This window comes from Lawsonibacter sp. LCP25S3_E2, from assembly GCF_052117285.1.
In the GTDB taxonomy this organism is placed as follows: domain Bacteria; phylum Bacillota; class Clostridia; order Oscillospirales; family Oscillospiraceae; genus Lawsonibacter.
Genome location: NZ_JBQKJL010000018.1, coordinates 20,558 through 32,796, shown reverse-complemented (window position 1 = coordinate 32,796; position 12,239 = coordinate 20,558). Strand labels below are relative to the sequence as shown.

At 59.6% G+C, this 12,239-nt stretch carries 16 protein-coding genes; all 16 read left to right on the top strand.

From position 1 onward, the window contains the following. Positions 1-189: 189 nt before the first annotated feature. The 16 genes from ACTQ3R_RS13410 to ACTQ3R_RS13335 are packed head-to-tail and all read left to right on the top strand — an operon-like array spanning position 190 to position 12,078. Positions 190-1,017, top strand: coding sequence for a helix-turn-helix domain-containing protein (locus ACTQ3R_RS13410; RefSeq protein ID WP_441779714.1), 828 nt, complete (start codon positions 190-192; stop codon positions 1,015-1,017). After that, positions 1,014-2,336: a replicative DNA helicase gene (locus tag ACTQ3R_RS13405; protein WP_441779713.1), complete on the top strand. Its 1,323-nt coding sequence runs from the start codon at positions 1,014-1,016 to the stop codon at positions 2,334-2,336. The genes ACTQ3R_RS13410 and ACTQ3R_RS13405 overlap by 4 nt, the downstream gene beginning before the upstream one ends. Positions 2,337-2,353: 17 nt before the next feature. Continuing rightward, complete coding sequence (locus tag ACTQ3R_RS13400; RefSeq protein ID WP_441779712.1) at positions 2,354-3,139, top strand: ParA family protein; 786 nt, start codon at positions 2,354-2,356, stop codon at positions 3,137-3,139. After that, positions 3,126-4,400: a terminase TerL endonuclease subunit gene (locus tag ACTQ3R_RS13395; RefSeq protein ID WP_441779711.1), complete on the top strand. Its 1,275-nt coding sequence runs from the start codon at positions 3,126-3,128 to the stop codon at positions 4,398-4,400. The genes ACTQ3R_RS13400 and ACTQ3R_RS13395 overlap by 14 nt, the downstream gene beginning before the upstream one ends. Before the next feature lie 24 nt (positions 4,401-4,424). Further along, on the top strand, positions 4,425-4,604 hold the full coding sequence (locus tag ACTQ3R_RS13390; RefSeq protein WP_441779710.1) for a hypothetical protein: 180 nt from the start codon (positions 4,425-4,427) through the stop codon (positions 4,602-4,604). After that, positions 4,601-5,992, top strand: a complete 1,392-nt coding sequence (locus ACTQ3R_RS13385) for a phage portal protein (RefSeq protein ID WP_441779709.1) — start codon at positions 4,601-4,603, stop codon at positions 5,990-5,992. Before ACTQ3R_RS13390 ends, ACTQ3R_RS13385 begins: the two co-directional genes overlap by 4 nt. Next, positions 5,985-6,677 carry a hypothetical protein gene (locus tag ACTQ3R_RS13380; protein ID WP_441779708.1) on the top strand — a complete coding sequence of 231 codons (693 nt, stop codon included), beginning with the start codon at positions 5,985-5,987 and terminating at the stop codon, positions 6,675-6,677. Before ACTQ3R_RS13385 ends, ACTQ3R_RS13380 begins: the two co-directional genes overlap by 8 nt. Next, positions 6,674-7,909: a phage major capsid protein gene (locus ACTQ3R_RS13375; protein ID WP_441779707.1), complete on the top strand. Its 1,236-nt coding sequence runs from the start codon at positions 6,674-6,676 to the stop codon at positions 7,907-7,909. The genes ACTQ3R_RS13380 and ACTQ3R_RS13375 overlap by 4 nt, the downstream gene beginning before the upstream one ends. A 22-nt stretch (positions 7,910-7,931) precedes the next feature. After that, on the top strand, positions 7,932-8,297 hold the full coding sequence (locus ACTQ3R_RS13370) for an SH3 domain-containing protein (protein WP_441779706.1): 366 nt from the start codon (positions 7,932-7,934) through the stop codon (positions 8,295-8,297). A gap of 2 nt (positions 8,298-8,299) precedes the next feature. Further along, a complete protein-coding gene (locus ACTQ3R_RS13365; RefSeq protein WP_441779705.1) occupies positions 8,300-8,650 on the top strand; it encodes a head-tail connector protein in 351 nt (116 codons plus the stop codon). Then, the gene (locus ACTQ3R_RS13360) at positions 8,647-9,210 is read left to right on the top strand and encodes a hypothetical protein (protein ID WP_441779704.1); all 564 of its coding nucleotides are present in this window, start codon (positions 8,647-8,649) and stop codon (positions 9,208-9,210) included. The genes ACTQ3R_RS13365 and ACTQ3R_RS13360 overlap by 4 nt, the downstream gene beginning before the upstream one ends. Next, positions 9,210-9,665: a hypothetical protein gene (locus tag ACTQ3R_RS13355; protein ID WP_441779703.1), complete on the top strand. Its 456-nt coding sequence runs from the start codon at positions 9,210-9,212 to the stop codon at positions 9,663-9,665. The genes ACTQ3R_RS13360 and ACTQ3R_RS13355 overlap by 1 nt, the downstream gene beginning before the upstream one ends. Positions 9,666-9,668: 3 nt before the next feature. After that, positions 9,669-10,133, top strand: coding sequence for a phage tail terminator family protein (locus tag ACTQ3R_RS13350; RefSeq protein WP_441779702.1), 465 nt, complete (start codon positions 9,669-9,671; stop codon positions 10,131-10,133). Positions 10,134-10,135: 2 nt separating this feature from the next. Further along, a complete protein-coding gene (locus ACTQ3R_RS13345; protein WP_441779701.1) occupies positions 10,136-11,218 on the top strand; it encodes a phage tail sheath subtilisin-like domain-containing protein in 1,083 nt (360 codons plus the stop codon). Next, complete coding sequence (locus tag ACTQ3R_RS13340) at positions 11,215-11,646, top strand: phage tail tube protein (RefSeq protein ID WP_441779700.1); 432 nt, start codon at positions 11,215-11,217, stop codon at positions 11,644-11,646. The genes ACTQ3R_RS13345 and ACTQ3R_RS13340 overlap by 4 nt, the downstream gene beginning before the upstream one ends. Before the next feature lie 12 nt (positions 11,647-11,658). Then, on the top strand, positions 11,659-12,078 hold the full coding sequence (locus tag ACTQ3R_RS13335) for a phage tail assembly chaperone (protein ID WP_441779699.1): 420 nt from the start codon (positions 11,659-11,661) through the stop codon (positions 12,076-12,078). Positions 12,079-12,239: the final 161 nt, after the last annotated feature.

Here is a 12,239-nt window from a genome sequence, read left to right as displayed (position 1 = left end):
TCCAGTATTGGGACGTGGTCATCACCCGCCCCTACAGTGAGGAGGTGTAGTCGTGAAGTGCGTATCATTTTTAGACTGCCAATGCCCTTGGTACAACGAACCCAATGAGGTCGACGAATTTGAGTGCGAGGATTGCCCTATGATGCAAGAGTTCCGAGAGAAACAGGAGTGACAGGAGGTGTAGGCTGCATGGGTGATATCTCTCGGAGTTTGTACTCCGTCATTCCGGCCCGGGTGCGGGATGACCACACCCTGCGGCCAAATGCCAAGCTGTTGTATGGTGAGCTGTCCGCTTTGGCACAGGCCGAGGGCTACTGCTGGGCCTCCAACGCATACCTGGCCGAGCAGCTGGGTGTCGCCGCCAAAACGGTGGAGGGTCTGCTGAAGCAGCTGAAGGACCGTAGCCACATCCATCTGGAGGTGGAGCGAAGCGAGGAGACCAACGAAGTCCTGAGGCGTAAAATTTGGATCTGCGGCCCGCCTGGAAGCAGTGTACCCCCTCCCCTTAAAATTAAGGGGACCTCCCCTCAAAATTGCGGGGACCCTCCCCTTAAAATTGAGGACAGAATAATACAAGATAATAATACAAGTAATATACCCCCCTATAATCCCCCCAAGGGGGATGAGAATCGTCGCAGAAAAAAGAGACGTCCAAAAGCGGTACCTGAGTGGCAGCCGGATCGGTTTGAGGGCTTCTGGAACGCATATCCCCGTGACGAGGACCGGGCCAAGGCGGTGGAGCAGTGGGACCTTATCCCACAGGACCAGGAGCTTGTGGCGCAGTATGCTTCGGAGGAGGAGCTTCTGCACGAGATGTCCATGGGCCTGAAGCGCCACCTGGACTGTGAGGACTGGCGGGAGGGGCGAGGCATCCCCTATGCCTTCCGTTGGCTCCGTGACCGTAAGTGGACCGAGAAGAAAAAGACCGTCCAGAGTCTGAAGGCGGACAGGCCGCCAGGCATTGGTAGTGACGCTCCGGCCAGGGTGGTGGAAGAAGAAGGGACATACCTGCTATGACGGAAATAGAACTGAGAGAACAGTATCTGGACGCTCAGCGCGGCGCCATCGGTTCTCTGCTGATCGATGCGCCGGCCGTAGAAGGAATCATTTTCCACAAGACCCGTGAAGATGATTATACCGGCCCTATGCGGAGCGTTTATCAGGTCTGTCGAGAACTGTATCTGGAGGGTAAGCCCATTGACGCAATGACTGTGCGGCACAGGATGGGCGCTGAATACACGCAGTTTCTCTACGAGCTAATGCAAGTGACGCCGACCGCAGCTAATGCGGAGATCTATGCGGATCTGACCGTTGAGCGGTCCAAGATGGCAAAGCTGGCCGAACTGGGCTTTCCTGTGTGCGTCAACTTCGAGGAGACCAAGGAATTACTGTCCAAGGCCAACCGTATCATGGGGGACCGCCCCAGCGTCCGGGTGGTAACAGCCGAACAGGGACTGAAAGACTTCTACGACCGGCAGAGCAAGTCGGCCAAGCTGATCCCCTGGGGGTTACCTAAGCTCGACAACGCATTCCGGACAGAGCTCGGGGACTTCATTGTTCTGGGCGGTTACCCATCTGCGGGCAAAACAGCGTTTTCCCTCCAACTGGCCTGGGAGCAGGCCAAGGATCACCGGGTAGGGTATTTCTCTCTGGAGACCAAGCCGGAAAAGATCATTGACCGGACGGTAGCTGCTGTGTGCGGGGTGGACTTCGGTCGGATTAAAGGCCACACCATGACGGAGGAGGACTGGAACGACTGCGCCCTCAAATCCACCGCGTTTGTAAATCGTAAGCTGGAGATCATTCAGGCCGGCGGGCTGTCGGTGGTGGATATCCAGTCCCTGGCGCTGTCAGGCCGGTATGAGATCATCTACATCGACTACCTGCAGCTGATCGCACCGGAGGACCGCCGCCGGAGCGATGTGGAACAGGTGACGCAGATCTCCAGGGACCTGCACACCATGGCACAGACCACCGGCATCACGATATGTGCCTTGTCCCAGCTCTCACGTCCCCAGAAGTCCGGAGAACAGGAAAAATCCCCGGGGCTGCATTCTCTGCGTCAGTCCGGCCAGATCGAACAGGATGCGGATGGAGTAATCCTGCTGTACAAGGACGAGCCTAAAAATCCCAAGAGTCTCCGCGTTCTGAAGATCGCCAAAAACAAAGAGGGCGAGGCCGGCGGGATCAGCTACCTGGTCTTTGACGGCGCCCACCAGCGATTCAAGGAAAGCCTGACCCAGATAAGCAAACAGCCAAAACCAAAGACCGAGCCGGAATATAAACAGACGAGCTTCGAGGAGCTTTCTGACCAGGACATTGAACTCCCATTCTGAACGAAAGGATGAAATCCATGCGTACTTTTGCCATCGTGAATCGAAAGGGTGGAGTGGGAAAGACCGCTACCGCCGTGAATTTATCCTACATATTGGCCACTAGCTGTAAAAAGCGTGTCCTTCTGATCGACGCGGACAGCCAGGCCAATGCCTCCAGCATTGTCACCAAGCCCAACGAGGCGGGACTGGCAGCCGTACTCCAGGGCGACGAGCCACACTACGAAAACCTGATTGACCACACAGACATTCCAAACCTGGACATACTTCCTGCCACTGATGAGCTGGCAGATCTGGATCTGCAGTGCATGGCCGGCCTGAAGCAACCAGTTTTCTTTGCACTGCGTAATTTCTTGGAAGTACTGGCGGAGGACGACATGTATGATTTGGTTGTCATTGATTGTCCGCCCTACTTCAGCCTGTCCTGCGTCAACGCTATTATGGCCGCCGATCGGATCATCATCCCCACCGATACGGACGGCTTCTCCACCGGCGGTATGGGCAAGCTGGTCAAGCAGATCGACAGTATCCGGAAGGCCTGCCCCGATGTGGTGGTCTCCGGCTGTCTGGTAACTCGCTGGAAGAAGTCGGATGTGGCGGAGGATGCCATCAATTACCTGCGGGACGAAAGCCCTATCCACATTTTCCAGCATGTGATCCGGGCTAGTGATGACAAGGTGCGGGAGTCCACCTGGGCAGGTCAGGCGGTGGCCCAGTGGTCCCCCTGGAGCAATGCCTCGCGGGATTACCGGGCGTGGGTAGTGGAGCTGCTGGAACAGGAAGCGATCAGCTATGAAGGGGTTTGATTTAGGTAGTTTCCTCGCCCAGCAAGAAACTGTGTCCAAGTTGGACACATCGGCCGGCAGGGAACGGTACGAGCGGATTGACATTGATCTGCTGGACCCGGACCCGGAGAACTTTTACAGCATGGACGGCCTAGAGGAGCTGGCGGAAAATATCCTGCTCTGTGGTCTACTCCAGCCCATCCGAGTCAAGCCGGGAGAGATGTCGGGACGGTTTACCGTCATGGCCGGCCACCGGCGCCGGGCGGCACTCCGCCTCCTGGTTGATGGCGGCCATGAGGAGTTCCGCCTGGTCCCCTGCATCCGGGATGGTGGAGGGTCGGACACACTCCAAGAGCTGAAGCTGATCTATGCCAACAGTGACAGCCGGGAACTGACCGCGGCGGAGCAGAGCAAGCAGGCACTGAAGATCGAGATGCTGCTATACCGGCTTCAGGAGGAGGGCTACCAATTCTCCGGTCGGATGCGGGACCGTGTGGCTGAGATCTGCAAGATCTCAGCGTCTAAGCTGGCCCGATTGAAAGTAATCCGGGAGGGCTTGATCCCGGCCTATATGGAGCTGTTCGAGAAGGACGAGTTGTCGGAACAGACGGCCTACGTGCTGGCCCGTCTGCCGGGAGAGTTCCAGGAGCGCCTGAACAGGGTGCTGGCCGAGCCGCCCTCCGGTGCCAAAGCTGAGAAACTGCTGGCGATGTACAACGATGGGTGGCGCTGGGAGCCTGAGCTGACCTGCCCGGACGGAAAGAGCTGTAAACGTGGAGACGCCTTTCTGCGGCGGGATTGTGAATCCCCTGGATGGTCAGGAATGTGCGGCGGCAATACCTGCTGTCTGAACTGTGATATGGCAAGGCAGGTCTATTCACCGTGCGAGCGTATGTGCAGTAAGGCCAGAGCGGTACGGAAGGAAAAGTCCGACCAAAAGAAGGCGGCCGAGCATGAGCGTATGGTGAAAGCAGGCCGCAAGTATCAGAAAGAGACGGAGCGGAACGCTATGCTGGGGATGTCCCCCGCCACCAAGAAACTGGAGCTTCTGATCCGGGAACACAAAATGCTCCATGAACACAACACCTGCGCCCGGTACTGCTTCGGCAACGTGCGGTGCGCGGTGGACGGCAATGAGAACATGAAGCCCATGAAGAACCAGAGCCGCGGCCGCATCGACATCACGGTGGCCTGGATCATCGCCATGGCGGCGGCCATGCTGAAGGAGCAGCAGAAGCCGGACCTGGCCGAGGTAATGCGGACGAGAAACTATCACCTGTAGGCCGATGGCCGGAGAGGAGGAGACATGAAGAATCTTGTGAACTGTCTGGTAAAGCACCTGGGCGAGCTGGTGCTGGTGGGCGGTGCCGCCGTGGTGGCGGTGGGCGCGGGGATGATTTATCTGCCCGCGGGCCTGATCACTGGGGGCGGCCTGGCCATCGCCGGCGCGGTGCTGTCCCTGTGGGGAGCGGGTGAGGAGAAATGAGCCTGCGGAAAGGACTGGCGCGGGCAGGGAAGTCAAGTGCCGTCCGGAAAGGGCTGGCCGGCGTCGGCCGGCTTCTGACCCTGGACAACCCGGAGGGCTGGCTGAGCGGCGAGGAGCTGGTCGGCCTGAGCCGGGACCGGGCCATGAAGATCTCCACAGTCAACCGGTGCGTGGAGCTGCTGTCCACCTCCATGGCGGTGCTGCCCGTCTACATCATAGAGGAGCGGACCAAGAATCGGATGCCGGATCACCATCTGGGTCGGGTGCTGTGGGAGCGGCCCAACGAGGCCATGACCCCCTTCGATTTCCGGCGTCTGCTGATGTGTAACCAGCTCCTCCGGGGAAACGCCTACGCCTGGATCTACCGGGACGCCGGGAGCGGCCTGCCGCTGGAACTGATCCCCCTGCCCCCGGACTATGTGTCCATACACCTGGACCTGTCCGGCAAGGTGTGGTACCTCTTCACCCATCCGGTCACCGGCGAGGTGACCCGTATCCGGTGCGAGGATATGCTGCACTACAAGGCCTATTCGGAGGACGGTCTGGAGGGGATCAGCGTACTGCGCCGGGCCTCCCTGACCCTGGACACTGCCCGGGCGGCCCAGCTGTATGAGAACAGCATCTGGCGCAACGGAGGCCAGCCCAGTGGCATCCTGACCACGGAGACAGACCTGGGCGGCGAGTACGAGGTGGAGCTGGAGGACGGCAGCACGGTGAGGATAGATCCCAAGGAGCAGCTGAGGCAGTCCTGGGAAGCGATCCACAGCGGGCCGGGCAACGCCTTTAAAGTGGCGGTGCTGGACCTGGGCCTAAAGTATCAGCCTATCTCCATGAACAACACCGACGCCCAGTTCGTGGAGAGCAGCGAGATCCGGGTGGCGGATGTGTGCCGGTTCTTCGGGGTCCCCCTGCACCTGGCCTACGCAGGCAAGCAGAGCTACCAGAGCAACGAACAGAACGGAATCGAGTATGTGACCTACACCCTGATGGGCTACGATACCCAATGGGGACAGGAAGACACCTACAAGCTGCTGCTCCCGGGGGAGCGGACCAAAGGACTGCGGATCAAGCGGGAGATGAAGGTATTCCTGCGGGGCGATACCGCCGCCCAGGCCGCCTGGCTCAAAGCCATGCGAGAAATCGGCGCTTACTGCTCGAATGAGATCCGGGCGCTGGACGACTTGCCGGCCATCCCGGGCGGCAAGGAATACTACTCCAGCCTGAACTATGTCCCCCTGGAGCTGTGGCGAATCCTGAGCATCATTCGGGCGCTGGGCAAAGCGGCCAGCGTCCCGGAGGAGCCGGACCTGGAGGAGCCGCCGTTGGGCGAGGACCCGGAGGGAGCGGAAGATCCCACGGCAAAGGAAGGAGAGAAAACCAATGAATGAGATCCTGAAAGCCGCCCATGTGGAGAAGCAGGCGGTGAGCGAGGAGGAACTGGCCCTGATCAACGCCCAAACCCTGCGGGCGCTGACCGCCGACGAGGTGTTCACCTTCCGTTTGGCGGCCTGCGACGACCAGGTGGACCGGGACTATGAACGGTTTACCCTGGCGGCTCTGGAGGGCCTGGCGCGCCTGTTTGTGGGGCGGCCGGTGCTGATGGACCACAAGTGGTCCGCCGGCACCCAGACCGCCCGGATTTACGCCGCTGGCGTGGAGAAAGCTGAGAACGTCCACCGGCTGGTCCTGCGGTGCTATATGCCCAGGACAGAGCAGACAGCTTCCACAATCACCGCTATTGAGAGCGGTATCCTGCGGGAGTGTAGCGTGGGCTGCGCGGTGGAGCGGGCGCTCTGCTCCATCTGCGGCGCCGACCAGGTGCAGACCTGCTGCCAGCATTGGCCGGGCCGAGAGTATGACGGCAGGCTGTGCGTAATGGAGCTGGATGGGGCAAAGGATGCCTACGAAGTGTCCCTTCTGCCCGTTCCGGCTCAGCCGGGCGCCGGGATCGTGAAAAGTAAGCGGTACGGCGGCCGGGAGTCCCCCGATGAGTCCGGGGACGATGAAGTGTTTCTACTGGCGATGGCCAGACAGGAACAAGAAGAAATGCGATATGGAGGGAACGAACTATGACTTATCAGGAATATCTGGAGCTGAAGGCCAAGCGTGCCGGGAAGCTGAAGGAGGGCGAGGCCCTTCTGGCCAAGAAGGACTTTGACGGCCACAAGGCCCTGATGGGCGAAGTGGCCAAGATGAACCAGGAGCTGGACGCCGCTGAAGCCCAGCTGGCCGAGGAGGGCCGTTTTGCCGAGGATGACGATGGCATGAAGCTGCGCCACAAGGCGTTCCAGGACCAGAAAGCGGACAAGGCCAAGGGCGCGGCTATCGACGAGATCCGGAGGAGCAACGAGTATGCTGCCGCCTTCGTCAAGGCCCTGCGAAACGGGGTGAAGGTCAACAAGGTGTGGGGCATGGAGGGCTACGAGCCTCTGGCCAAGGCCCTGACCGAAACTGGCGGCTCTCCTGAAGGGGCGGACGGCGGCTTCCTGGTGCCCCAGGACTTTGACGACATGATCCACGAGTACGAGAAGGAGTATGTGGATCTGAGCCAGTTCTTCGCGGTGGAAAATGTACGCGGCCTGAGCGGCTGGCGGGCCGTGGAGCAGGGCAAGCGCAAGCCTCTGCCCAAGATCGCGGAGATGGGCACCATCGGCAAGGACGACCAGCCCAAGTTCACCAAGGTCACCTACACGGTGGACAAGTATGGCGACCGGCTGCCTGTCTCCTCCGAGCTGCTCAGCGACAACACCGCCGGGCTGCTCCGCTATCTGGCCGACTGGTTCGGCCCCAAGTACATCCTGACCAAGAACACCCTGCTCCTGGCCCTGCTGACCGGCCTGACCACCGAGGTGGCCCTGACTGCCGGAAGCGAGGCCAAGGAACTTCGGAAGGCGCTGATCACCAAGCTGAACACGGCCCACAGCTCCGCCGCCACCCTGCTGACCAACCAGAACGGCTATGCCGAGATGGACGGCTGGGAGGATAAGAACGGGCGGTCCCTGCTGGTGCCAAACCCCGCGGACCCCAATGTGTACCGCCTGAGCGGGCGCCGGGTGGTCTACGCGGACAACGACCTGATCCCGGACGAGACCACCAAGCACCCCATCTACGTAGGCAATTTCAAGGCCCTGGGTACCCTGTTTGTCCGGAAGGGCATCGAGGTGGCGGCCACCGATGTGGGCGGCGACGCCTGGGCCACCGACAGCTATGAGATCCGCGGCCTGTGCCGGCTGGACGCCGTGACAATGGACCCCAACGCGGGCTTTAAAGCGCTGATCGACCCGGCCGCCGAGGTGGGCGGCTGAGCCGCCGGAACAGGAGGACAGTATGAGCAGACGAAAGAGTGACACGGCCGCCAAGCCCGCCCCCGTCCAGGAGGCGCCGGCGGAGAAGGAAGCGGCCAACAATGTGTCCAAGTTGGACACAAAAACGGAAACAGAGGTTGCGCAGGTCCCCGCAGGTGCGGAGGCCCAGCTGCTGGGGGAGTGCCGGGTGGCTCATAAACAGCTCCGGCTGAGGAAGGAGCCAAACCTCGAGGCTGAGGTGCTGAAGGTGCTGCCCATCGGCACGGCAGTGACGGTGGATCTCCGTACCTGGCGCCCGGACGGCGTGGGCGTATGGATGAAGGCTGAAGCGGAGGGGCTGGAGGGCTGGGTAGATACCCGCTATCTGGTCCGGGCTGAGGAGGAGTGACCATGCCGGTCCCAGAGGAACTTCTGCCTGACGTGCTGGCCTACTGCAATGAGGAAGCTCCCGATGAGACGGCGCTGCGGAACATCCAACGAGCCTGGGACAGCGCATTGGGTTATCTGCGGGGGGCTGGAGTGAAGCGGCCGCCGGCCTCCCGCGAGGATCGACACGCCCTCTGGCTCAGTGTAGCCTGCGCCCTGACCCTGGACGAGTATGACCAGCGGGGCGCCCAGCTGGAGGGCGGCAAGCTGCAGGACAATCCATCCTTCCAGAGAAAGCTCAACCAGCTGAAGCTGACGAAGCCGGCGGCAAATGTGTCCAAGTTGGACACCAGGGGCCAGGAGGGAGTTCTATGAGCCAGGTAAGCATTGACGGCGGCAGGCTGGATCAACGGATGGAGGTGCTGGAGCTGAAGCGCATCGGAGACCGGTGGAGCTGGCAGCCCATCCGGAGGACGCGGGCCAATGTGACGATGAGCACCCGAAGCAATCTCTTCAGCTCGGTGGGGATCGGCGCCCGGGGGGCGGGGATTATCCTCCGCCGGCAGGAACTAACTCTGCACAATGCTCTGCGCTGGGGGGATCAGCACCTGTTCCTTACTTCCATCCTGCCGGAGGGCCGGCTACACTGGAACGTGTCGGCCGCGCTGGTGGAGATCGCCCAATGCCAGGCGGACATGGACGAAGGCGGCGGTGCGAAGTTTCCGGGCGTCCTGACGGAGAAGTACATGAAATTCCAGCAGGAAAACCCGTATTCCACCAACACAATCACCTATGTGTTGGTGACGCCCAAGGCCGTGACGCTCCAGCGGGGCGGCGTGGTGTCCGTCAATGGGACCGACTACGCCGTACAGCTGGCCCATGTGCTGGACCCGTACAAGAACGAGTACGAGATCTGCCGGACGGAGGATCTGTGATGCAGTCCTTTTATCTTGACGACCATGACCTGTCCAAACTGGACGAGCGCCTGGCGGCCGCCGCCCGCAGGACCCCGGAGATCAAGCGGGAGGTCCTGCAGGATGTGGGTGAGGATCTTCTGGCCCAGGTGCAGAGCAAGATCGGCGGCTCGGGGAAGGTGCGGAGATGGCAGCATGTCCACACCGGCTCCGGCGGCGGTTATGTGGCGGTCCACGCGAAGGAGAAAGAAACGGACAAATATGGCCGGGCCGTGGGGGCCGTGACCAACGCGATTGAATCCGGCCACAGGTTCCCCAGCCCGACCGGAAAGAACAAGCGGTATAAATTCCGCAATGAAAGCGGGCGGGCCAGAGTGCCCGGCAAACGTATGTACCAATCGAGCAGTCCGGAGGCCGCGGCATCCGCCGCTTCCGCCCGTCTGGGTGAGAGGCTGACACAAAACCTGGAGGAATGACCTGTGCTGAGAATCAACGAGATACTGGATGCGGTAGATGAGCTGATGAAGGAGCGGTTCCCGAACAGCGACGCTTACCGTAACCTGACGCCCAAGGACTTTAAGCGGCCCGCTTTCATGGTGGAGATGGGCAAGCAGACTATGGAGACCTTTACCCGGGATCTGGTGGAACGGACGGCCGAGGTGACTGTGACCCTGTTCGAGGAGGTAGACGTCCGGCACAACTCCCAGGTGGAGGCCCTGGGAGACCGGCTCACCCTGGCGCTGGAGCTGTTCTCCTGCCCGGCGATCCAGGTGGGTGACAGATATCTGGACCTGTCCGCAGTTCACGGGGACTATTTTAACGATTACGCCCAGGTGATTTTTACCCTGTCCTGGCAGGATGATCGGGACCTTACTCCTGTGGAGGTACCTCCGCTGGAGGATTACGACATTTCCGTCGTACCGGACGGAAGAGAGGAGGAATAACTATGGCAGTTTTGGGAATGCCTTCCCTGACCATTACCATCAAAAAAGCTGTGGAAACCGTGGCAACCAGAATGAAAAACGGCGTTGTGGCAGTTATCGTTCGGGATGCAGGGGTCACGTCTGGACTGTATGTGCTGGGTTCGGAGGTTGATATCCCCACTGGCCTTGGCACCACTGTGGAGGACCATATTAAGCGGGCCTTTTTGGGAGGCGATCGGCGGCCACAGAAGGTGCTTTTGGTGGTTATCGGAGCGGAGGATGATCTGGTAACAAAGGGCTGTGCGCTATTAGAGGCTGCAGACTTTGACTATTTGTCGGCTCCCGCCGATGTAGACGAAGAGGAGATGACTGCCTTGGTCACCTGGCTGGGTAAAGCTCGGGAGAAGTACTGCATTGGTAAGGCGGTACTCCCTGACCACGAGGCGGACAATATGGCGGTGATCAACTTCTCTTCCTCCGGTATCGTGGCTGGAAAAGAGACCTTTACCGGGGCGGACTACTGTAGCCGGATCGCCGGACTGTTGGCCGGAACAGAGATCAGCAACTCGGCCACCTTGTTTCCTTTGGATGAGGTCACGGCAGTGGACGAGATCGCAGACCTCGATGCAGCCGTTGCTGCCGGCAAACTGTTTCTGTTCCATGATGGTCGTAAGGTTCGGCTGAGCCGGGCAGTGAATAGCCTTACCACCGTGCCCCCGGACCAGAGTGAGTCATTGAAAAAGATCAAAATTGTTGAGGCGGTGGATCTGATCCGCCAGCAGTCCAAACTGCTCATTGACGATCGGTTCCGGGGCAAGGGAAACAGCTACGATACCAAAATGCTCGTTGTCACCGTCCTGCATGAGTTCCTGACCCAGCTGGAGAACGAGGGCATTGTCGAATTAGGCACCAGCTATGTTGAACTCAATCTTAAGAAGCAACGGGCCTGGCTCAAAGAAAACGGTGTCGATGTTGTCAACATGACAGATGCTCAGATCCTGAAGGCAAACACCGGGAGCATGATTTTTATCAAAATGGGTGGCGAAGTCCTGGATTCTATGGAGGACTTCGATCTTGAGTATTACATGGGAGGTAATGCCGCATGAGTACCATTGACAGCGCTAAGCGGGTAATGTCGGGTACCTTTGGGGAGTTCTGGTGGGATGGAGAACTGATTGCCGAATGCTATAAGTTTACCGCCAAGTATACCCAAACGAAAGAACCCGTAAACCTGGCCCGCCAGATGATCGAGGATGGCAAGGTGATGAGCAGCAAGGGAACCGGCTCCATTGGCTTCTATAAGGTTTACAGCCGCTTTAAGGACTATGCCGATGCGGTACGAGATGGGAAGGATGTTCGGGGGAACTTCGTCAGCAAGCTGGATGATCCCGATGCCTATGGCTCTGAGCGAGTGGCTATCTACAATGTGTCGCTGGACGAGGTACCGCTGGTTAACTGGGAACGGAAGACGATCTCTAAGGATGAGGTACCCTTTACGTTCACTTCCCATAAGTTCCTGGATACAGCTGCGTAAGGAGGAAACACGATGAGTAAGATTTTGGATCTGTTGCTCCGTCCGGATACACCGGACGTGCAGAAACAGCTGGCACGGGCTCGCTTTGAACTGCCCAGGCTGAGCGAGGTGTATGGGGAGCCATTTGTACTTCAGCTGAAGGGTATGCCATACGGCAGGGCCCTGGAGATTAAGGACATGACCAACAGTGAGCTGCAGACCGTACTGGCGGGGGATGACAGCGGGATCTGGAAGTCTGAAGAGCTCCAGCGGGAGAAGGGAGTTTCCACCCCGGCGGAGCTGGTGACCCATCTGCTACTGCCCGGGGAGATCCGGGCAGTATCGGTGGCGGTGGAGCAGCTGTCCGGTTTCCGAAAACCCGTTCTGCGGCCTATGGATGATCCGCAGCCCTCCATCGAAGAGATGGTGTCTGAGGACATTGAAAAAAACTGACCGAGGGCGGGGATAGCGAGCTGACACTCATGTATCTTCTGTTTCGGGATAAAGGATGGGCCCCAGGCCAGTACTGGGGCCTTCCCGCCGGAGAAAAGGCTCTGATACGCAGCTTTCTGTTCCGGGAGCTGAAGCAGAGAGCGGAGGAACGGCGGAGCTGA